Origin of the sequence: Kitasatospora sp. NPDC059408 (assembly GCF_042751525.1) — a bacterium.
In the GTDB taxonomy this organism is placed as follows: domain Bacteria; phylum Actinomycetota; class Actinomycetes; order Streptomycetales; family Streptomycetaceae; genus Kitasatospora.
Genome location: NZ_JBHYWI010000067.1, coordinates 14279 through 32910 on the forward strand (window position 1 = coordinate 14279; position 18632 = coordinate 32910).

Annotated in this window: 15 protein-coding genes; 12 read left to right on the forward strand and 3 right to left on the reverse strand. The window is 76.5% G+C overall.

Going from position 1 to position 18632, the window contains the following annotated elements:
- Positions 1 to 38 precede the first annotated feature (38 nt).
- From ACFXDE_RS32965 to ACFXDE_RS32990, 6 genes are all read left to right on the forward strand, one after another.
- Positions 39 to 335, forward strand: coding sequence for a DUF503 domain-containing protein (locus tag ACFXDE_RS32965; protein WP_359972107.1), 297 nt, complete (start codon positions 39 to 41; stop codon positions 333 to 335).
- 153 nt (positions 336 to 488) lie between these two features.
- Positions 489 to 932, forward strand: coding sequence for a 30S ribosome-binding factor RbfA (rbfA, locus tag ACFXDE_RS32970; protein ID WP_380498211.1), 444 nt, complete (start codon positions 489 to 491; stop codon positions 930 to 932).
- 2 nt (positions 933 to 934) lie between these two features.
- Complete coding sequence (locus ACFXDE_RS32975) at positions 935 to 2083, forward strand: bifunctional oligoribonuclease/PAP phosphatase NrnA (RefSeq protein ID WP_380498212.1); 1149 nt, start codon at positions 935 to 937, stop codon at positions 2081 to 2083.
- A 50-nt stretch (positions 2084 to 2133) separates the two neighbouring features.
- On the forward strand, positions 2134 to 3063 hold the full coding sequence (gene truB, locus ACFXDE_RS32980; protein ID WP_380498213.1) for a tRNA pseudouridine(55) synthase TruB: 930 nt from the start codon (positions 2134 to 2136) through the stop codon (positions 3061 to 3063).
- A 177-nt stretch (positions 3064 to 3240) separates the two neighbouring features.
- The gene (locus ACFXDE_RS32985; RefSeq protein WP_380498214.1) at positions 3241 to 6873 is read left to right on the forward strand and encodes a serine protease; all 3633 of its coding nucleotides are present in this window, start codon (positions 3241 to 3243) and stop codon (positions 6871 to 6873) included.
- Positions 6874 to 6939: 66 nt separating this feature from the next.
- Positions 6940 to 7884, forward strand: a complete 945-nt coding sequence (locus tag ACFXDE_RS32990; protein WP_380437546.1) for a bifunctional riboflavin kinase/FAD synthetase — start codon at positions 6940 to 6942, stop codon at positions 7882 to 7884.
- Positions 7885 to 7998: 114 nt separating this feature from the next.
- Here the strand turns inward: ACFXDE_RS32990 and ACFXDE_RS32995 are convergent, their stop codons facing one another.
- The 3 genes from ACFXDE_RS32995 to eccE all read right to left on the reverse strand — a co-directional run bounded on the left by ACFXDE_RS32995 (position 7999) and on the right by eccE (position 12438).
- Entirely contained in the window at positions 7999 to 10227 is a 2229-nt protein-coding gene (locus tag ACFXDE_RS32995; protein WP_380498215.1) for a MinD/ParA family protein, read from the reverse strand.
- A gap of 118 nt (positions 10228 to 10345) precedes the next feature.
- Positions 10346 to 11110, reverse strand: a complete 765-nt coding sequence (locus tag ACFXDE_RS33000; RefSeq protein ID WP_380498216.1) for a hypothetical protein — start codon at positions 11108 to 11110, stop codon at positions 10346 to 10348.
- Positions 11110 to 12438 carry a type VII secretion protein EccE gene (eccE, locus tag ACFXDE_RS33005; protein ID WP_380498217.1) on the reverse strand — a complete coding sequence of 443 codons (1329 nt, stop codon included), beginning with the start codon at positions 12436 to 12438 and terminating at the stop codon, positions 11110 to 11112. The genes ACFXDE_RS33000 and eccE overlap by 1 nt, the downstream gene beginning before the upstream one ends.
- Before the next feature lie 166 nt (positions 12439 to 12604).
- Between eccE and eccB the strand changes: the two genes are divergently transcribed.
- From eccB to ACFXDE_RS33035, 6 genes are all read left to right on the forward strand, one after another.
- A complete protein-coding gene (gene eccB, locus ACFXDE_RS33010; protein ID WP_380498218.1) occupies positions 12605 to 14290 on the forward strand; it encodes a type VII secretion protein EccB in 1686 nt (561 codons plus the stop codon).
- Between the two features lie 192 nt (positions 14291 to 14482).
- Positions 14483 to 14788 (forward strand): WXG100 family type VII secretion target, encoded by a 306-nt coding sequence (locus ACFXDE_RS33015; RefSeq protein ID WP_380437556.1) that lies wholly within the window; start codon positions 14483 to 14485, stop codon positions 14786 to 14788.
- Between the two features lie 80 nt (positions 14789 to 14868).
- Positions 14869 to 15159, forward strand: coding sequence for a WXG100 family type VII secretion target (locus ACFXDE_RS33020; RefSeq protein WP_380498219.1), 291 nt, complete (start codon positions 14869 to 14871; stop codon positions 15157 to 15159).
- 103 nt (positions 15160 to 15262) lie between these two features.
- Complete coding sequence (gene mycP / locus ACFXDE_RS33025; RefSeq protein WP_380498220.1) at positions 15263 to 16492, forward strand: type VII secretion-associated serine protease mycosin; 1230 nt, start codon at positions 15263 to 15265, stop codon at positions 16490 to 16492.
- Positions 16493 to 16641: 149 nt separating this feature from the next.
- Positions 16642 to 17184, forward strand: a complete 543-nt coding sequence (locus ACFXDE_RS33030; RefSeq protein WP_380437562.1) for a SigE family RNA polymerase sigma factor — start codon at positions 16642 to 16644, stop codon at positions 17182 to 17184.
- A 54-nt stretch (positions 17185 to 17238) separates the two neighbouring features.
- The gene (locus ACFXDE_RS33035) at positions 17239 to 18528 is read left to right on the forward strand and encodes a hypothetical protein (protein ID WP_380498221.1); all 1290 of its coding nucleotides are present in this window, start codon (positions 17239 to 17241) and stop codon (positions 18526 to 18528) included.
- Positions 18529 to 18632 lie beyond the last annotated feature (104 nt).

An 18632-nucleotide genomic window follows, 5' to 3' on the forward strand; every position in this document is an offset into this window, starting at 1 on the left:
CCCCCCGAGGCCTTCCAGGTCGGCGAGACCTGTCACACATGTTCGTGGGAACACTCACCTTCGACCTGCTGCTGGGCGACGTCCACTCGCTCAAGGAGAAGCGTTCGATCGTGCGGCCCATCGTGGCCGAACTGCAGCGCAAGTACAGCGTGTGCGCTGCCGAGACCGGGAACCAGGATCTGCACCGCCGGGCCGAGATCGGTCTGGCGGTGGTGTCCGGCGAAGCCGGGTACGTCACCGAGATCCTGGACAGCTGTGAGCGGTTGGTCGCCGGCCGCCCCGAGGTGCAGCTCCTCGCCGCGAGGAGGCGCTACCACAACGACGACGACGAATGACCCCTGTGGAGCGCGCCGGCGGAAGTCGCCGTTCTCACACAGATCAGGACCCAGAGCGCCCGCAAGGCCGGGCGCGGGCCGGTACTTTGGGGCGTGGGCCCCGACGGGCAGGCAGCTCGCCCGGGTACCGGGCCCAATGCACGAGGAGGCAACGTGACCGACACCGCAAGGGCGCGCAAGCTCGCCGACCGCATCCAGGTGGTCGTCGCCCAGACCCTGGAGCGGCGGATCAAGGACCCGAGGCTCGGGTTCGTGACCATCACCGACACCCGGGTGACCGGGGACCTGCGCGAGGCCACCGTCTTCTACACCGTCTTCGGTGACGACACCGAGCGCGAGGCCACCGCGGCCGCGCTGGAGAGCGCCAAGGGCGTGCTCCGCTCGGAGGTCGGCAAGCAGACCGGGGTGCGCTTCACCCCGTCGCTGACCTTCGTCGCGGACGCCCTGCCGGAGAACGCCCGGAACATCGACGACCTGCTCGACCGGGCCCGCAACTCCGACGCGGCCGTGCGCACGCAGGCCGCGGGCGCGACCTACGCCGGCGACGCGGACCCGTACAAGGTCCCGGCGTCCGAGCGTGACGACGAGGACGAGTAGTCATGACGGGTGAGCCGGCGCAGGCCGGTTCGGCGGCCGGTTCGACCACGGGGGCGTCCTCCACCAGCGCGGTGGAGGGTGCCCTCGCGGTGCTTCCGGGGTCGGCGCTCGCGGGCTCCGCGCTCCAGGGGCCGGTGCTCCCCGGGCCGCGGGCCGAGGAGAGCGGCTTCGAGCTGGTCTGGCAGGCCGTGGTGGCCGAGATCGGGCGGGCCCGCACGATCGACCTGATCTGCCACATCTGCCCGGACGGCGACGCCCTGGGCTCCGCCCTGGCGGCGGGGCTGGCGCTGCGCGGGCTCGGTCACGACGTGCGGGTCTCCTTCGGCGACGATCCGCAGGTGGTGCCCGAGTCGCTCGCGTTCCTGCCCGGCCAGGAGCTGATCGTGCCGGCCGCCGAGGTGCCGGACACCCCCGAGCTGGTGCTCTGCTTCGACGTGGCCGCCGAGAGCCGGCTCGGCCTGCTGCACGCCAAGGCCTTCGCCGCGCCCGTGCTGGTGGTCCTCGACCACCACGCCTCCAACCCGGGCTTCGGCACCCACCAGCTGATCGACCCGACCGCGCCGGCCACCGCCGTGCTGGTCGACGAACTGCTGCGGCGGCTCGGCGTCGAGCTCGACCAGGACCTGGCCGCCTGCCTCTACACCGGCGTCGCCACCGACACCGGCTCGTTCAAGTACCGGGCCACCACGCCCGCCACCCACGAACTCGCCGGGCGGCTGCTGGCCACCGGCATCCGGCACGACCTGATCTCCCGGCAGCTGTGGGACACCTCCTCCTTCGGCTACCTCAAGGTGCTCGCGGGCGCCCTCGACCGGGCGGTCTACGAGCCGGACGCCGCGGGCGGACTGGGACTCGTGTGGACCTGGGTGCCCTACCAGGACCTCGTGCTGTTCAGCGTCACGATCGAGGAGATCGAGGGGCTCATCGACATCCTGCGCCGCCCGGCCGAGGCCGAGGTGGCGCTGGTGCTCAAGCAGGACCCGGACGGGACGCTGCGCGGCTCCTCGCGCTCCAAGGGCGCCGTGGACGTCGCCGCGGCCTGCGCCGAACTCGGCGGCGGGGGGCACGTCTACGCGGCCGGGTTCAGCGCCCGGGCGGACGTGACCGCCGTGGTCGGGCGGTTCCGGGACGCCCTGCGGCCGATGCGCTGAACGTCCCGCGTGTGATCATGCTGTGACCGTTGTTTGAGAGAAAGAACCCGATGAAGCGCAAAGGCACCGGCCCCGACGGCCTGGTGATCGTCGACAAGCCGGAGGGCATCACCTCGCACGGGGTGGTCGCCAAGCTGCGGTGGCTGGCCGGGACGCGGAAGGTCGGCCACGCCGGCACGCTCGACCCGATGGCCACCGGCGTGCTGGTGATCGGAGTCGAGCGGGCCACCCGGCTGCTCGGCCACCTGATGCTCACCGCCAAGACGTACGAGGCGACGATCCGCCTCGGCCAGACCACGATCACCGACGACCGGGAGGGCGAGGTCACCTCCTCCACCCCGGCGGACGGGGTGGAGCGGGCGGCGATCGACACCGGGATCGCGGCGCTGACCGGCGAGATCATGCAGGTGCCGTCCAAGGTCAGCGCGATCAAGATCGACGGCAAGCGGTCGTACGCGCGCGTGCGCGAGGGCGAGGAGTTCGAGCTCGCGGCCCGGCCGACGACGATCCACTCCTTCACCGTGCACGACCAGCGCGCCGCGGTCGCCGAGGACGGCACGCCGGTGATCGATCTGGACGTGACCGTCGAGTGCTCCTCCGGCACCTACATCCGGGCGCTGGCCCGGGACCTCGGCGCCGGGCTCGGCGTCGGCGGGCACCTGACCGCGCTGCGGCGCACCAAGGTGGGGCCGTACTCGGTGGAGTCGGCACGGACCCTGGAGCAGTTGGAGGCCGCGGTCACCGGCGAGGCCGCCGCGGGGCTGGAGGTCATGCCGATCGCGGACGCGGCGGCGGCCGCCTTCCCGCGCTGGGACCTCGACGCCCCGCAGGCCGAGAAGCTGTCGCACGGCGCCCGGCTCAAGGCGCCCGGCATGGGCGTGGACGGGCCGATCGCCGTGTTCGGGCCGGACGGGCGCTTCCTCGCGCTGGTCGAGGAGCAGGGCGGGCAGGCGAAGCCCGTGGCGGTGTTCGTCGGCTGACGCCCCCTTCTCGAACCGAAACCCCCGTCGGAGCCTTCCGGCGGGGGTTCATTCGTCCGTGGGAGCGCGCGAGGTGAAAGCCGGTGGTGAGCGGCGCGTGGGCGGTCGGGCCGTCCCCGGGACGGGCAGGTCTCCGGGCGTCGGACGAGGGACGCTTTCACGGGGGAGGACAGGCGCATGCCGGGATTCCTGGACGGCGACACGGCGGGCGATCCGGGGCGGTACCTGCTGCGGATCCGCGACCTCAACGGGCGGCTGCACGGCTTAGGGTTCGTCGCCGACCCGCAGGGCACCGTGCTGACCTCCCACGAGTGCGTCGCGGGCCTGGACCGGGTGGTGCTGCACACCCCCGGCGGGCAGACCCGGGTGCTCGGCCCGGACAGCGTGCTGCCGCTGCCGGGGCACGGGCTGGCGCTGCTGCGCACCGACGCGGTCGGCGGCCTGCCGGTGCCGCCGCTGCCGGTCGCCGCCGCGGGGGCCGGGTGCCAGGTGCTGCTGCCCGCGCTCGCCGGCGAGGACGGACGGGTGGTGGGCCTGCGCTGCGGCGTGCTCGGGGTGACGGGCGCGGGGTACGCGGCGCCGGACCGCGTCCACCTGCTGCGCGGGGTGCTGCTGCTCGACGTCCCCGTGGTCGGGGGCGTCGCCGTGCCGGCCGGGTCGCCGGTGCTGGACGCCCGCAGCGGCGCGGTGGTCGGGCTCGCCGCGCCCGCGCTGGGCGGTCCGTGGCACGGCGGCGCGCTGCCGGCGGTGCCGGCCGCCGGCGGGGTGGCGCCCGCGCCGGAGCTGGCCGGGCTGACGGCGCGCAACGCGGCGGCGGTGCCCGCGTACGGGCCCGCGCTCAACCTCGCCGGGGTGCTGCGGCTGGCCGGCGTCCAGCTGGGCTCCGCCGGGGCCGGTCCCGGCCGGGTGGCCGGGCTCGCCGCCGACCGGGTCGACCGGCCGGACGGCCTCGCCGGGGCCGCGCCGACGGCCACCGTCACCGTCCTCGTCGGCGCGCCGGGCAGCGGTCGCAGCACCGAGCTCGCCGCCCTCGCCGTGCGCCGCACCGACGGCGCCCGCCCGCTGCCCACGCTCTGGCTGCGCGGCGCGGACCTGCGGGCCGGGGACCGGTCGCTCGCCGAGCCGCTGGAGCGGGCACTGGCCGGGGCGGCGGCCGAACTGGGCGTCGCGGCGCCCGCGCCGGAGCCCGTCGCAGCCCTGTGCGCGGCGGCGGGGCGGCCGCTGCTGGTCGTCCTGGACGGGCCGGAGGAGGCCCCCGTGGCGCCGGGCGCGGCCTGGCTGCGGGCCGCGGGGGAGTGGCTGACGGGCTGCGGGGCCCGGCTGCTGACGGCGTGCGGGGAGGAGAACTGGCAGACCCCGGCCGCGGGGGAGTGGAGCGAGCCGGGCGACGACGGCCCCGCCGACGACCGGCACCGCGATGAAGCGCACCAGGAGGCCGCGAACGGCGACCTGGCCAGCGCCCCGACCGTACGGGTGGTCCGCCCGGCGCCGCCCAGCCTCGCCGTGCACCGCCTCGGGCCGCTGCCGGCCGAGGCGGCGGCGCGCGTCCGGCGCCGGTACGGGCTGCCGCCGGGCCGGCCGGGCGCCGCCGACGCGCGGCACCCGCTGGCGGTGCGACTGGCCGGCGAGCTGTGGGCGCTGGAGCTGGCGGGGGAGCCCGCGGACCGGGGCGAACTGTTCGGCGCGTACCTCGACCTGCGCTGCCTGCGGGTGGCGCAGCAGCTGGCGCTGTGGCCGGCCGGCGAGGGCCGGACGCGCCGCCCCGGGGCGCACCGCAAGGGCGCGGTGCGCCCGGCCGGGCCGTCCGCCGGGCGGGTGCGGCGGACGGCCGCGGCGGTGGCCGGGCGGGTGCACGAGGCGGCCCGGCGGATGCTCGGCGCGGACCAGGGCGGGCTGGACCGGGCCGGGTTCGAGGAGCTGTTCCCGGTGGCGGGCGGCTGGGCGGGGGCGGTGCTCGCGGAGGGCCTGTTCGTGCCGGCCGGGCCCGGGGTCCGGTTCGCGCACGGGGAGTTCGGGGACTGGCTGCAGGGACTGCACCTCGACCTGGACGCGGCGCTGCGGCTGCTGCTCGGGGAGGACCGGGAGGACCGGGAGGACGAGGACGCCCGCCCGGCGGCCGGGGCGCGCGCGGTGGCCCGGCACCGGATCGGCCCGGTGGCGGCGGCGCTGCGCCGGGTGGCCGACACGTGGGGCGCGCCGGCCCTCGACCCGTGGCTGCACCGGCTGTGGCGGGCGCTGGACCTGCGCCCACCGGGCGGCGAACCGGCCTGGTGGGCGGGCCGGCTGCTCGCGGCCGGGCTGGCGGCCAGTCCGGACGTCGCCGAACACCGCGCGCTGCTGGAGCAGTTGGCCGGCCGGATCGCCGAGCGCGCCGTGCGGGACGGCGGGTTCGACGCGCTCCCGGCGGACGGGCTGGGCCGGTTCGGCGCGGCGTTCTGGACCGGGCTCGGGCTGTCCGTCGAGGACGAACTCGCCCTGCTGCGGCGCCTGGTGGTCGCGGACGGTCCCGGGCAGCCGTTCCTCGCGGCGGTCGCCGGGCGGCTGCGCGCGGACCCGGCGGCCGTGTTCCCGCTGCTCTGCGCGTGGTTCGACGACCGGCGCGGCCTGCCCGGTGCCCCCGGCAGGTCCGTCGCGGACCTCACCCACGACCTGCTCCACGCCCACCGCAGGCTCGCCCTGGACGAGCTGGCCGACGCGCTGGCCGACGCCGCCCACCCCGGGGCGGACGCGCTGCTCACCGTGCTCGCCGCCGAGGAGCCGTCGGCGCTGTGCCGCGCGGTGGACCGCTGGAGCCACGACCGGCGGCCCGAGCGGCACGTCGCCGCCGCCGTGCACGCGCTGCGCGTCGCCCCGCACGCGTCCGGGGCCGGGCCCGAGCTGCTGCACCACACCGCGCTGGCCCTGCTCGCCCGCGAGGACGAACCCGCGCTGCACGGCGCCGCGCTGGCGCTTCTGGTCGGCGATCCGCGGAGCCGGGCCGGGTACCTCCCGGCCGCGCTGGAGCTCCACCGGGCGGGCACCGACGGGTTCCTGACCCCGCGGGCGCTGGCCCCGGCCCTGGAGAGCGACCCGGAGCCGGTCCTGGCCGCGCTCGCCGACCGCCTGGCGGAGCCGCGCGCGCCCGTCGCCGAGACCCTGCGGGTGCTCGCCGACGCCGGCGCCCCGGTCGCCACCCGGCGGGGCGCCGAGCTGGCCGCCCGGCTGCTGCGGGAGCGCCCCGCGCTGGCCGGGCCGGTCGCCGCCGACTACCTGGGCCGCCGGCTGGAGCGCGCCGCCGTCACGGGCCCGGCCGCCCGGCTGGAGCTGCGGCTGCTGCTGGGCGGTGCGCTGGCCGCGCGGGCGGCGGCGGTCCGGCAGCCGTTCGCCGAGGTGCTGTCGGTGCCGGTGGCCGATCCGGCCGCCGACGCGCTGCGCTGCGAGCTGCTCGACACCCTGCTGGCCGCCGAGAACGACCCGGCGGTGCTGACCGCCGCCGTCGAGCGGCTGGCCGACCACTGCGCGGCCGAGAAGCCGGCCCGCGCCCGTGCGGTGCTGGCCCGGGCGACCCCCGGGCTGCCGGCCGCGGACGACCTGCTGGTGCGCTGCGCGGGCCGTTCGGCGGCGTTCGCCCAGCTGCTGGCGCAGTGGCCGCAGGACGCCGCCCCGACTCCGCCGGACGGCCCCCGGCTGGCCCGGATGCGGGCCCTGGTGACGGCCGGGCGGGACCCGCAGTACGCCGCCGCGGAGGCGGAGCGGGCACCGTTCGAACGTGTGGTGCGCTCAACCCGCATTCCGGTGCCTGAGCAGGGGCAGGCGCATGGCACGCTATAGGGGTTCGGGTTTTGAGCGTTTGAGCGTACAGAAGGTACGCGCCGTAGGGAACAAGGAGCGGTCAGGGTGCAGCGCTGGCGTGGCCTGGAGGAGATCCCCGGTGACTGGGGACGCAGCGTCGTCACCATCGGCTCGTTCGACGGGGTGCACCGCGGACATCAGCTGATCATCGGACGGGCGGTCGAGCGGGCCCGCGAGCTCGGCGTCCCGTCCGTCGTCGTCACGTTCGACCCGCACCCGCGCGAGGTCATCCGCCCGGGCAGCCACCCCGCGCTGCTCGCCCCGCAGGCCCGGCGCGCCGAGCTGATCGCGGGCCTCGGCGTGGACGCCGTGCTGGTGCTGCCGTTCACCCCGGAGCTGTCGCAGGAGTCGCCGGAGACGTTCGTCCGGCAGGTGCTGGTGGACGCGCTGCACGCGCGCGTCGTCATCGAGGGCCCCAACTTCCGGTTCGGGCACCGGGCCGCCGGTGACGTGGCGCTGCTCACCGAGCTGGGCCGGGCGGCCGGGTTCGACGTCGAGGTGGTCGACCTCCAGGTGAGCGGTGCGGCCGGCGCGGGCGAGCCGTTCTCGTCCACGCTGACCCGCCGCCTGGTCGAGACGGGCGACATGGCCGGGGCCGGCGAGGTGCTCGGCCGTCCGCACCGGGTCGAGGGCGTCGTGGTGCGCGGGGCGCAGCGCGGGCGTGAGCTCGGCTACCCGACCGCCAACGTGGAGACGGTGGCGCACAGCGCGATCCCGGCCGACGGCGTGTACGCGGGCTGGCTGACCGCCGACGGCGAGAGGATGCCGGCCGCGATCTCGGTGGGCACCAACCCGACGTTCGACGGCACGGCGCGCACCGTCGAGGCGTACGCCATCGACCGGGTCGGCCTGGACCTGTACGGGCTGCACGTGGCCGTCGACTTCCTGGCGTACCTGCGCGGGATGGAGAAGTTCGACTCGATCGAGGCGCTGCTGGTCCGCATGGCCGACGACGTCAAGCAGGCCCGCGAGCTGACCGACGGCGCCTGAGCCGCGCCGCCCGGCCGGTACGAAAGACCCGGCCCGTGCGTAGGGCCCGGCCCGTGCGTAGGGCCCGGCCTGTGCGAGAAGGGCCCGCCGACCTGGTCGGCGGGCCCTTCGGCGTCACTGCGGGGGCTGCGGCGGGTAGCCGTAGCCGGGGGGCGGCTGGTACCCGTCCGGCTCCGCCGGCGGGGCCGGGTGCGGGGCGGCGGGCTGGGGCCACGCCGGCGCGGGCGGCTGCGCGCCGCCGGGGTGGGGCTGCGGGTAGCCGTACCCGGCGGGGGGCGGCGTCTGGCCCGGCTGCGGGTAGCCGTAGGTCCCCGGCGGCGGGGTCTGGCCGGGCTGCGGGTAGCCGTAGGTCCCCGGCGGCGGGGTCTGGCCGGGCTGCGGCGCCCACGGCGTGCCCGGGGCCGGCTGGGCGGCCGGTGCCGGATACGGCTGGGCGGGGGCCTGGTAGGGCTGCGGCTGGCCGGGCTGCTGCTGCGCGTACGGCTGCTGCGGCGCCTGCTGCTGGGCCTGTTGCTGCCAGCCGCCCTGCTGCTGGGCGGCCTGCTGGGCCCGGATGATGTCCTCGCCGACCAGGGTGGCCAGCTCGAAGTACGCCTCGCGGACCTTGGGGCGCATCATGTCGAGGTCGACCTCGGCGCCGGCCGCCAGGCTCTCGTCGAACGGCACCACGATGACGCCGCGGCAGCGCGTCCGGAAGTGCGCCACGATGTCCTCGACCTTGATCAGCTTGGCGGTCTCGCGCACCCCGGAGACCACCGTGATGCTGCGCTGGACGAGGTCCGCGTAGCCGTGCGCGGAGAGCCAGTCGAGCGTGGTGGAGGCGCTGGAGGCACCGTCCACGCTGGGCGTCGAGACGATGATCAGCTGGTCGGCCAGGTCGAGCACCCCGCGCATCGCGCTGTACAGCAGGCCGGTGCCGGAGTCGGTCAGGATGATCGGGTACTGGCGGCCCAGCACGTCGATGACCTGGCGGTAGTCCGAGTCGTTGAAGGTGGTCGAGACGGCCGGGTCGACGTCGTTCGCCAGGATCTCCAGGCCCGAGTGCAGGTCCTGCGAGGTGAACTGACGGATGTCCATGTAGCTGCGCAGGTGCGGGATGGCCGTCACCAGGTCGCGGATGGTCGCGCCGGTCTGGCGCTTGACCCGGCGGCCGAGGGTGCCGGCGTCCGGGTTGGCGTCGATCGCGATCACCTTGTCCTGGCGCTCGCTGGCCAGCGTCGCACCGAGCGCGGTGGTGGTCGTGGTCTTGCCGACGCCGCCCTTGAGGCTGATCACGGCGATCTTGTAGCAGCTCATCACCGGCGTGCGGATGATCTCCAGCTTGCGGCCCTTCTCGGCCGCCGCGGCCTTGCCGCCGAACTGGAACCGCGGCTGCTGGCGCTGCTGCTTGGGCTGGCTGCGCAGCAGGCGGTCCGAGGACAGCTCGACGGCGGCCGTGTAGCCGAGCGGGGCGCCGTGCGCGGCCTGCTGCGGGGCGGGGCCCTGCGGGAACCCGGCGGGCGCCGGGGCGCCGGCCTGCTGCGGCCAGGGCTGCGCGGGGCCGGGCTGGGCCGGCGGGGCGGGCTGCTGGTAGGCGGCGGGTTGCGGCCAGCCGCCCTGGCGCGGGTCGACCGGCGCGGTCGGCGGAGCGGGCTGTGCCGGGGCGGGCTGTGCCGGTGCGGGCTGCGGCTGCGGCTGGACGGGCTGCTGCGGCTGGACGGGCTGCGCCTGGGCCGCGGCCTGCTGGGCGGCCCACGCGGCGGCCTGCAGGTCCTGCGGGTCCTGCGGGGCTGCGGGCGGCTGCGCGAACGACGGCGGCGGGGCCGGCGGGCCGGGCTGCACCGGCGGCATGGCGGCCTGCGGGTCCGGGAACGGCTGCGGGTCCGCGTACGGCTGCGGCGCGGCCGGGCCAGGCTGCTGGTGCGCGACCGGGGCCGCCGGGGGCCAGCCCGGGGCGACGGCCGGCGGCTGCTCGTGCCGGACCGGGGCCGGCGGGGGGAAGGCGGCGTGCGGGGCCTCGGCCGGGGCGGGCGCCGGCCCGGGCGCGGCCACCGGGATCGGGGCGGGTGCGGGCGGCTGCTCGGCGACGGGGGCGTGCGCGTGGGCGGGTGCGGGCTCGCTCACCGGAGCGGGGAAGGACAGCGGGGCCGGAGCCGGAGCCGGCGGCGGCACGACGGCCTGGGCCTGGGCCTGGGCCGGGCCCTCCGGATCAGGGGCGCCCTGAGCCGCCGGCTCGGCCGGGCCCGCCGCGCCGTCCGTCCGCACGTACCAGGACGGGGGAGTGTAGTCGGGGGCGTCGGACCAGTCGTCGTCGTCCTCCGCCGCGTTGTGGCCGACGTAGACGCCGTCCCGATCGCTGCTCACTAGGGCTCCCTCGTGTTCGCCGCCGCTTGTTCAGCGGTGCCGTTACCGCCTCAAGACTAGGCCGTACGGCCGACGTCGTTGTAGGCGGACTCCGATCCCGGCCGGTCGGCCGCACGGCTCAGGCGGGCGGGTCCACCCGGCGCGGCGCGCCCAGGAGCTGCAGCTCCGCCTGCCCGGCCACGGCCCGAACGTACTGACGGTGCATCCGCGTCGTCCAGAGCGTCAGGTCGTCGCCGAGGGCGGGCAGCGCGGCGACGTCCTCCGGTGGCAGCGACAGCGCGTGCCGCAGGATCCCGGCCTCCTCCGGCTGGACCCGCTGCACCCCGACGAGGTCGGCGGCGCCGACCAGCCGGGCGGCCTCCGGGAGCAGCCACGGCAGCACCGTCAGCGTGGTCTGCCAGGGCGTGGCGGACAGCCGGCTGCGCGGCGGGCGGGCGGTGAGGTCGCGCACCACCAGCACCGGCGAGGTGACGGACGCGCCCTGCGGGCCGAGCCGGCCGGCCTGGTGGACGGTCACGCAGGGCTGCCCGCCGCCCGCGGCCCGCGCCAGCGCGCTCCAGGCCTGCGGGCGGGCGGTCTCCACCGCGACGCGCGCGCCGGTCGAGGCGGCCCGCAGGGCGATCAGCCGGGCCGTCCACAGGCCGCCGACGAGCACCAGGTCGTGGGCGCCGGGCCGGAAGAGCCCCAGCACCGAGGGCCGGCCCTGGACGTCCACGCCGATCGGCACGCCGTCGTCGCCGACGGGGAGGGCCAGCGCGCCCAGGTCCGCGGCGGCCAGCACGTGCTTGTCCCGGCGGGGGCCGCGGAGGCCGAAGCCGGGCAGGATCCGCGGCCGGGGGCGCGGCCGCGCGGTGGCGGGGAGCGGACGGGTCGGGTGGGCCATCAGGCGGTTCCTCCCAGCGGCAGGGTGGCGAGGACGCCGGGCGCCTGTTCCAGGTCGAGCCGGCTCAGGCCGAGGCCGGCGTCCCGGGCGCGGGACTCCACCTCGCGGCAGGTGGCGGCGAGTTCGGCCTCGTCGCGTCCGGTCAGCCGCAGGTGGCCGGCGAGGGTGACGGAGCCGCCGCTGGCGTGCCCGAGGGTGAGGCTGAGGGTGCCGGCCAGTGCGGGGGCGCCGGTGAGCCGGTTGACCAGCTCGGGCAGGGGCGGCTCGCCGGGGTGGCCGAGGCGGGGCCAGCGGGAGATCCAGTAGGTGCAGTGCCAGCGGTCGTCGATCCGCCAGTGGCGGCGGCCCTCCCGGGTCCGGCGGGTGGCGCCGGTGCCGCCGCCGCTGCCCTGGAGCCCGGCCGCCGCGAGCGGGTTGGCGCACGCGGCGGTGGCGAGGGCGGTGATCAGCTCGCGTTCGTCCAGCACCGTCGCGCGGAACCCGGCGCCGTCGAGCCGCCCGGCGAGCTGGTCGGTCACCCGCTGGAGCGCCCTGCGGGCGCCCTCCTCGCCGCCGCCGCGGGCCCGGACGGCGGTGGCGGCGCGCTCCGGGTCGAGCTTGAGCGCCACCCAGGTGAGCCGCAGCGCGGGGGTCGTGGCGCCGCCGGGCAGCTCGCGGTGGGCGCGGGCGGCGAGCGACTGCCCGGGCAGGTGCGGGGCGGGGGCGGGCTGGGTGTACTGCACCAGCTGGACGGATTCCAGGGTGATGTCGTCGACCCGCAGCGCCGAGCACAGGACGTCCAGCGGGAGCGGCCGGTCGCCGCGCGCCGGGCGCAGCGGCCGGTCCCTGGACCGGACCAGCAGCACCGAGCCGAGGTAGGTGCCGTCGCCGATCATGCCGGTCTCGCGGCGCACCGTCCGTCCGCCGAAGTCGGCCTCGGCGGCGTGGGTGTACGTGCGCAGGGCCGGTTCGAGTTCCAGCACCGGGGCGAGCGTCGGGTCGGCGCCCGGCGGCGGCAGGGTCGAACTGGCCACCCTGAGCCGGGACCTGAGCGCGGATCGGTCCGAGATGAGCTCCGGGAGGGTCCGGCCGCGCAGCGGGACGAGGCCGGCCAGGACCAGGGCGAGGCCGAGTGCGCCGAGTACGGCGGTGGCCGTCCGGCCGATCGTCCAGCCGATCGCGACGAGGGCCAGGGCGGCCTCGACCAGCACGAGTCGACGGAGCAGCCGGCGGCCGCCGGGCAGTGCGGACGACGGGTGGACGCGGACCGCGGCGGGTCGTCCGCCGTCGGCGGGCGGCTGCCCGCCCGATGCCGTGCCACGTCGTCCCGGAGCGGTCTGGCTTGGCATCCCCCGGCTGACCCCCACTGCTCGGTTGACAGGCCGCTGGCTCGTCAACGGACCGTGCCCGTACGGTACTCATCGTCCGCTGCCGCATCGTAGAGGGTTCGAGCGCGTTCTCGCCCGCGATGGCGGACTCGGGGGCAGGGCCGGTCGGACAGGGGAGACGACGAGGATGGCATCGCGGCGGGACGAGCTGAACGCGTACACCTTCGCCCGCAGGCGGATGGTGGGCGCCTTCCTGCTGCCGGGTGGCGGGGGCGGCGAAGAGGACGCGCCGCGTCCGCTGCGGGCGGTGCTGCCGGGTCTGGTCGTCGGGGCGGTGGTGGTGGCCGGGTTCGGGGTGTGGGGGGTGTTCCGCCCGAGCGCCCCGCTGCACTGGGACGACGGGCGGAACGTGGTCCAGGGCAAGGGGTCGACCACCCGGTACGTGGTGCTGACGGACCCGGACGGGCGGACGAAGCGCCTGCACCAGGTGCTGAACATGTCCTCGGCGCGGCTGGTGCTGCCGGCCGGCGCGAAGGTGGTGGTCGTCGACGACGACGTGCTCGACCGCTACCCGAACCACGGTCCGACGATCGGCATCCCGTACGCCCCGGACAAGCTGCCCGGCAAGGAGAACGTGAGCCGGGCGATGAAGTGGTCGGTGTGCGACCGCCCCGGTTCGGACGCGAGGCAGGAGACCGTCGACCAGGCGCTGTTCGTGGCGGCGGGCGCGGACGCCGCGACGCTGGGCGCCAAGGGCCGGGTGCTCGGGCCGGACCAGTTGCTGCTGGTCCGGCAGGCGGCGGACCAGCAGGTCACCGCCGCGGCCGGGGCCGGGCCGGGGGACGCGGGGGTCTACCTGGTCGACGCGCAGGGCCGCCGGCACCGGATCGGTTCCCCGCAGGCGGACGACCGCGAGCGGAAGTCGCTGATCACCGCGGTCTTCGGGCCGAACGCGGTGCCGCAGCCGGTCAAGCGCGAGTGGCTGGACACCCTGCTGCCCGGCAGCGCCGTCGTCTTCCCGCGGGTCGACGGGGCCGCGGACAGCCAGGGCGCCAACTCCACGGTGGCGCTGGAGAACCAGGCCGACCGCAGGATCGGCCGGCTGGTGCACTACCGGGACCGCAACTACGTCGTCGGCCGGGACCGGCTGTTCCTGGTGACGCCGTTCCAGGCGGAGCTGATCCGGCAGAACCCGGCGTACCAGATGCTGTACCGGTACGACCCGGACAAGCAGCCCCGCAACGACGAGATGACCCCGTCCGACCAGGCGAGCTTCGGCACGGCCACCCCGCTGCCGAACGCGGGGGACGGCGACTGGCCGCTCAAGTCCGGTGCGCCGGTGAACGACCGGCAGGACCGGCAGGACGCGCGCACCGTCGTGTGCAGCACCTTCGACGGCGTCGCCGAGGACGGCCGCACCCCGAAGCGCAGCGTGTGGGCGGGCCCGGAGTACCCGGCGCAGTACGACAACGGCGCGGGTGCGGCCCACGTGACGCCCGGCCACGGGCTGTTCTACCGCGCGACGGACAACGGCGCGGGCGGCTCCGGCACCGACTTCCTGATCACCGAGACGGGCCTGCGCTACTCGGTGCCCGCCAACGGCGACGGCGGCCGGGGTCCGTCGGCCCCGCCGGGAGCCCAACCGGGCCGGGGCGGTGCCCCCGCGTCGTCCCCGCCCCGGCCGAGTACGGCGGGCCCGGCGGCTCCGGACCGGACGGAGGCGCCGCAACAGCCGGACGAGCCCGGCGGCAACCAGGCGCGCCTCGGCTACCAGGGGGTCCAGCCGCTGCCGGTCCCCCGCGAGTGGTCGGACCTGGTGCCGGCCGGCCCGCCGCTCAGCGCGAAGGCCGCGGCGCAGCAGCAGAACGCGTGATCGGCCGTGTGCCCAGCGGGAGTTGTGGGCCCGCCGGGGCCGCTGTCACGGTCCGATGACTACTCTCCGTTCGGAGTTGGGTGAGCTGCGTATGCCGACTACAGTGCTCCTGGACATCACAGGGGTGATGACCCGTCGGGTCGGACGGCCCGTCGGTCATGGAGTGTCTGTCTGTTGGGGGACGGTGGAGCATTGAGTGCCAACCAGTTCACGATGACCGCGCAGGAGATGCAGGCTTTCGCGAGGCACATCGAGGAGGTCATCGGCAAGATCGGCCAGGAGCGCACCAAGCTCAACAACACGGTGGAGCACGTCGGTGCCGGCTGGGCAGGCCAGGCGGCCGAGGCCTACAAGGCGCTCCAGCACCGGTTCAACGAGGACATCGACGCCCTCAACGGGTCGCTGAAGGCGATCAAGGACGCGATCGAGCTGACGACCAAGTACTACGCGGAGACCGAGGCCCAGCAGCAGCAGCAGTTCAGCGGCGCCCAGGGCTGATCGCCGCCCCCGGCCCGCCTTCCGGGCCGGACACCGATCACCGCACCGCGAACTGCCCGCATCCTCGATTGGGAGACATCGTGACCGACCGGATCCTCGTCAACTTCGACGCCGTCCACAGCGCCGCCGAGCAGGTCAAGGCCTCGGCCGCCCAGATCGACCACCTGCTGCAGGAGCTCAGGCAGGGCGTCACCAAGATCTCCGCGAGCTGGGAGGGCGCGGCCCAGCAGGGCTACCGGGCCCACCAGGCGAAGTGGGACGCCAAGGCCGCCGACCTCCAGCAGGCCTGCGCGCAGATCGCGGCCGCGCTGGAGTCCGCCGCGCACGGCTACCGCGCCACCGAGACCAAGAACACCAACGCCTGGACCTGACCGCTCCTCCCGGCGGGAGGGACGGACGCGCGGGGCGGGTGCCCGGATCCCGGGCGCCCGCCCCTGCGCGCGGGTGCGGCCGGACGACGTGAGGGGAGGCAGGGTGTCCGCACGCGGGTACCGCAGGACGGCCGCGGCCCTGGCCGCGTTCGCGGTGCTGGCCGGTCCGGCCGCCGCCCCGGCGCGCGCCGACGGCCCCGGCGTGGCCGCCGCCGGGGACTGCCCGTCCCCCGCGCCCGACGTGCAGGTCGTGCCGTGGGCGCTGCAGCGGCTGCTGCTCGACGAACTGTGGCAGCACGGCCGCACGACCGGCGAGGGCGTCACCGTCGCGGTCGTCGACACCGGCGTGGACGACCGCAACCCGCAGCTGGCCGGCCGGGTCGCGGACGGCGGCAGCCTGCTGGTCGACCGGGAGAGCGGCAAGCGGGTCGAGGGCGGCGGCAAGGACGACCAGGTCGGCCACGGCACCAAGGTGGCGGGCATCATCGCCGCCGCCCGCTCCGACCGGACCGGCTTCGTCGGACTCGCCCCGGGCGCGAGGATCCTGTCGATCCGGCAGAACGACAGCGCGGGCAACGGCGACGTCGCCACCCTCGCCGCCGCCGTCACCCAGGCCGTCCGGGCCGGCGCGCGCGTCGTCAACATCTCGCAGGACGTCCGCGGCGCGGACACCACCGGCTTCACCGGCTACGCCGAGCTGAAGACCGCCGTCGAGTACGCCGAGGCGAACCGCGCCGTGGTGGTCGCCTCCACCGGCAACGACGGCCGGGAGGGCGACACCTACCCGGGCGCCTTCCCCACCGTCCTCGCCGTCGGCGCCTCCGACCGCAACGACGAGCGCGCCTCCTTCTCCCAGTACGGCGACTTCGTGAAGGTCGCCGCGCCCGGCGTCGGCGTGCTCTCCACCGTCCCGGGCGGCGGCCAGTGCGCCGACAGCGGCACCAGCTTCGCCGCCCCGTACGTCTCCGGGCTGGCCGCGCTGCTGATCGGCGCCCACCCCGGCTGGAGCGCCGCCCAGGTGCGGGCCTGGATCGAGCAGACCGCGCAGCGCACCGAGCACGGCCCGAACCGCTTCATCGGCTGGGGCGTGGTGGACCCGGTGCGGGCCGTCACCAAGGCCCCGGACGACCCGCCCGCGCAGGCCTCGCCGGACGCGCCCGTGCGCCTCGCCGCCGTCCCGGTCGTGCCCCGCCCGGCCGGCCTCGGCGAGACCCGGGCCGACCGCGACCGCCGCACCGCGACCTACGTGCTCGGCGCGGGCGCGCTGCTCGTCGCGCTGCTGATCGGCGGCGGCGTCGTCCTGCGCGACCACCGGCGCCGCACCGCCGGCTGACCCGGCCGCCCGCCCCCGCCCGGCCACCCTCACGGAGCCGCCCCCCAGACCGTGCTCCCCCAAAGTCGCCCCGACCCGGCTGTAACATCCCGCGCCGGTCGCCGCATCCAAGAGGTGTCAGCGACCACGAGCCATGGGGGACAGCGCAGATGAGGCGGATCGGGGCGGGCCGGGAGGCCAAGGACGCGGAGTTCCTGGAGCTCGTGTCCAGCCGGACCGGTCAGCTGTACCGCTCGGCCTGCCTGCTGACCAGCGGCGACACCCACCACGCCGAGGACCTCGTGCAGGAGGCCCTCGGCCGGATGTACGTCCTCTGGCGGCGCAGCGCCTGGACGGGCGGGTGGCACCGGATCGACAACCCGGCGGCCTACGTCCACACCGTCATGGTGCGGACCTTCCTGGCCCAGCAGCGCCGCCGCTCCAGCACCGAGCGCCCCACCGGCGACCTGCCCGAGCCCGAGGGCCGGGAGGCCGACAGCACGCTGCGGCTGACCCTCCTCGACGCGCTCGGCCGGATGCCGGCCAAGGACCGGGCGGTGCTGGTCCTGCGCTACTGGGAGGACCGCAGCGTCGAGGAGACCGCCGAGGTGCTGCGCGCCTCCTCCGGCGCGGTCCGCACCCGCACGACCCGGGCCCTGGCCCGGCTGCGCACCCTGCTCGGCGACTCCCTGGCCGAACTGGCCACCCGCTGAGCCCCGTTCGACACCCGACCGACGACATCCGAACCGAAGAGACGGTGATCAACCATGTCCGAACCGGACACGTTCGAGGACGACCTGCTCTACGCGATGAGCCGCACCGGCGAGGCCTTCCGCTCCGAGCGCGCGGGCCTGGCGGCCGGCGGCCTGGACCTCGGCCGCCGCCGCTGGCGCCGCCGGTCCGCCGCCGCCGTGGTGAGCGGCGCCGCCGCGCTGGCCCTGGTCGGCACCGGCGCGTTCTACCTCTCCGGCGCCACCGGCGGCTCCCCGGTCGCCGCCCCGGCCGAGGCCGCGGCCGCCCCGGCGACGAGCGGCGCGGGCGCCGCCCCCCTGACCGCGACCCCGGCCGCCACCGCGGCCGCGACCAAGGCGGCGGCGCCGGCCGCCCCCGTCACCGACAAGGAGATGCTGGCCGCCTTCCAGGCGCTGCTGCCCAAGGGCGAGGTGACGGAGGCCAAGGGCGAGGGCACCGAGAAGAGCACGACCCCGTACGCCCAGCTGGTCTTCGACGACGGCCAGGGCAAGTCCCTGATGAGCGTCTCGGTCCAGAAGTTCTACAAGGGCCAGGAGCAGCAGCGCTCCTGCCCGACGGACCTCAGGCTCGCCAACCTGGACTCCTGCAGCGTCACCACGCTGCCGGACGGCTCCACGCTCATGCTCTCCCAGGGCTACGAGTACCCGGACCACCGCGCCACGACCAAGGAGTGGTGGGCGACGGTGAGCCGCCCGGACGGCGGCCAGGTCTCCTTCAACGAGTGGAACGCGGCGCAGGAGAAGGGCGCGCCCGACAGCCGCCCCAACCCGCCGATCACCCTGGAGCAGGCCAAGGCGATCGTCACCGACAAGGTCTGGGACAGGGCCGTCGCGGCGGTCCGCTACAACGGCATCGACCCGGCGGTCGAGGATCCGGGCGTCACGCCGGACGAGAAGCAGGCGATCCTGGCCGGGCTGCTGCCCGCCGGCTTCGCGGTCCAGAGCCGCACCACCCACCTCGTCACGGACATGTACCAGCTGACCGGTCCGGACGGGGCCAAGGGCTCGATCTCCGTCCGGCTCGCGAACTGGTCGCGCCCGTTCGACGACCCGCAGACCCAGCAGTCGATGGACCGGGGCCGCGCCTCGCAGCTCAAGGACGCCACCGTCCTGCCCGACGGCACCAAGGTCGTCGTGAACGAGCCCGGCAGCGGGTCCAACCCGAAGTTCCCCTACACGCGGGCCGCGGAGCTGCACCCGGACGGGACGTACATCGAGGTCGACGCCACCGAGGGCAAGGACCTGCTCACCCTCGACCAGTTGAAGGCGATCGCGGCGAGCCCGAAGTGGCAGGTCAGGAAGTAGGGACCCGACGACACGGCGGTGCCCCCCACGCGGGCGGCGCCACGGGCCCCGCGGGGGGGGGGGGCGGGGGGGGTCAGCCGGGGAGGAGGGGCGACGGGCGGGTG

Excerpts from the sequence above, each read along its gene's own strand:
- ACFXDE_RS32965 (WP_359972107.1), top strand. The coding sequence starts at position 39 with ATGTTCGTGGGAACACTCACCTTCGACCTGCTGCTGGGCGACGTCCAC.
- ACFXDE_RS32975 (WP_380498212.1), top strand. The coding sequence starts at position 935 with ATGACGGGTGAGCCGGCGCAGGCCGGTTCGGCGGCCGGTTCGACCACG.
- truB (WP_380498213.1), top strand. The coding sequence starts at position 2,134 with ATGAAGCGCAAAGGCACCGGCCCCGACGGCCTGGTGATCGTCGACAAG.
- ACFXDE_RS32985 (WP_380498214.1), top strand. The coding sequence starts at position 3,241 with ATGCCGGGATTCCTGGACGGCGACACGGCGGGCGATCCGGGGCGGTAC.
- ACFXDE_RS33000 (WP_380498216.1), bottom strand. The coding sequence starts at position 11,110 with ATGGCCCACCCGACCCGTCCGCTCCCCGCCACCGCGCGGCCGCGCCCC.
- eccE (WP_380498217.1), bottom strand. The coding sequence starts at position 12,438 with ATGCCAAGCCAGACCGCTCCGGGACGACGTGGCACGGCATCGGGCGGG.
- eccB (WP_380498218.1), top strand. The coding sequence starts at position 12,605 with ATGGCATCGCGGCGGGACGAGCTGAACGCGTACACCTTCGCCCGCAGG.
- ACFXDE_RS33030 (WP_380437562.1), top strand. The coding sequence starts at position 16,642 with ATGAGGCGGATCGGGGCGGGCCGGGAGGCCAAGGACGCGGAGTTCCTG.
- ACFXDE_RS33035 (WP_380498221.1), top strand. The coding sequence starts at position 17,239 with ATGTCCGAACCGGACACGTTCGAGGACGACCTGCTCTACGCGATGAGC.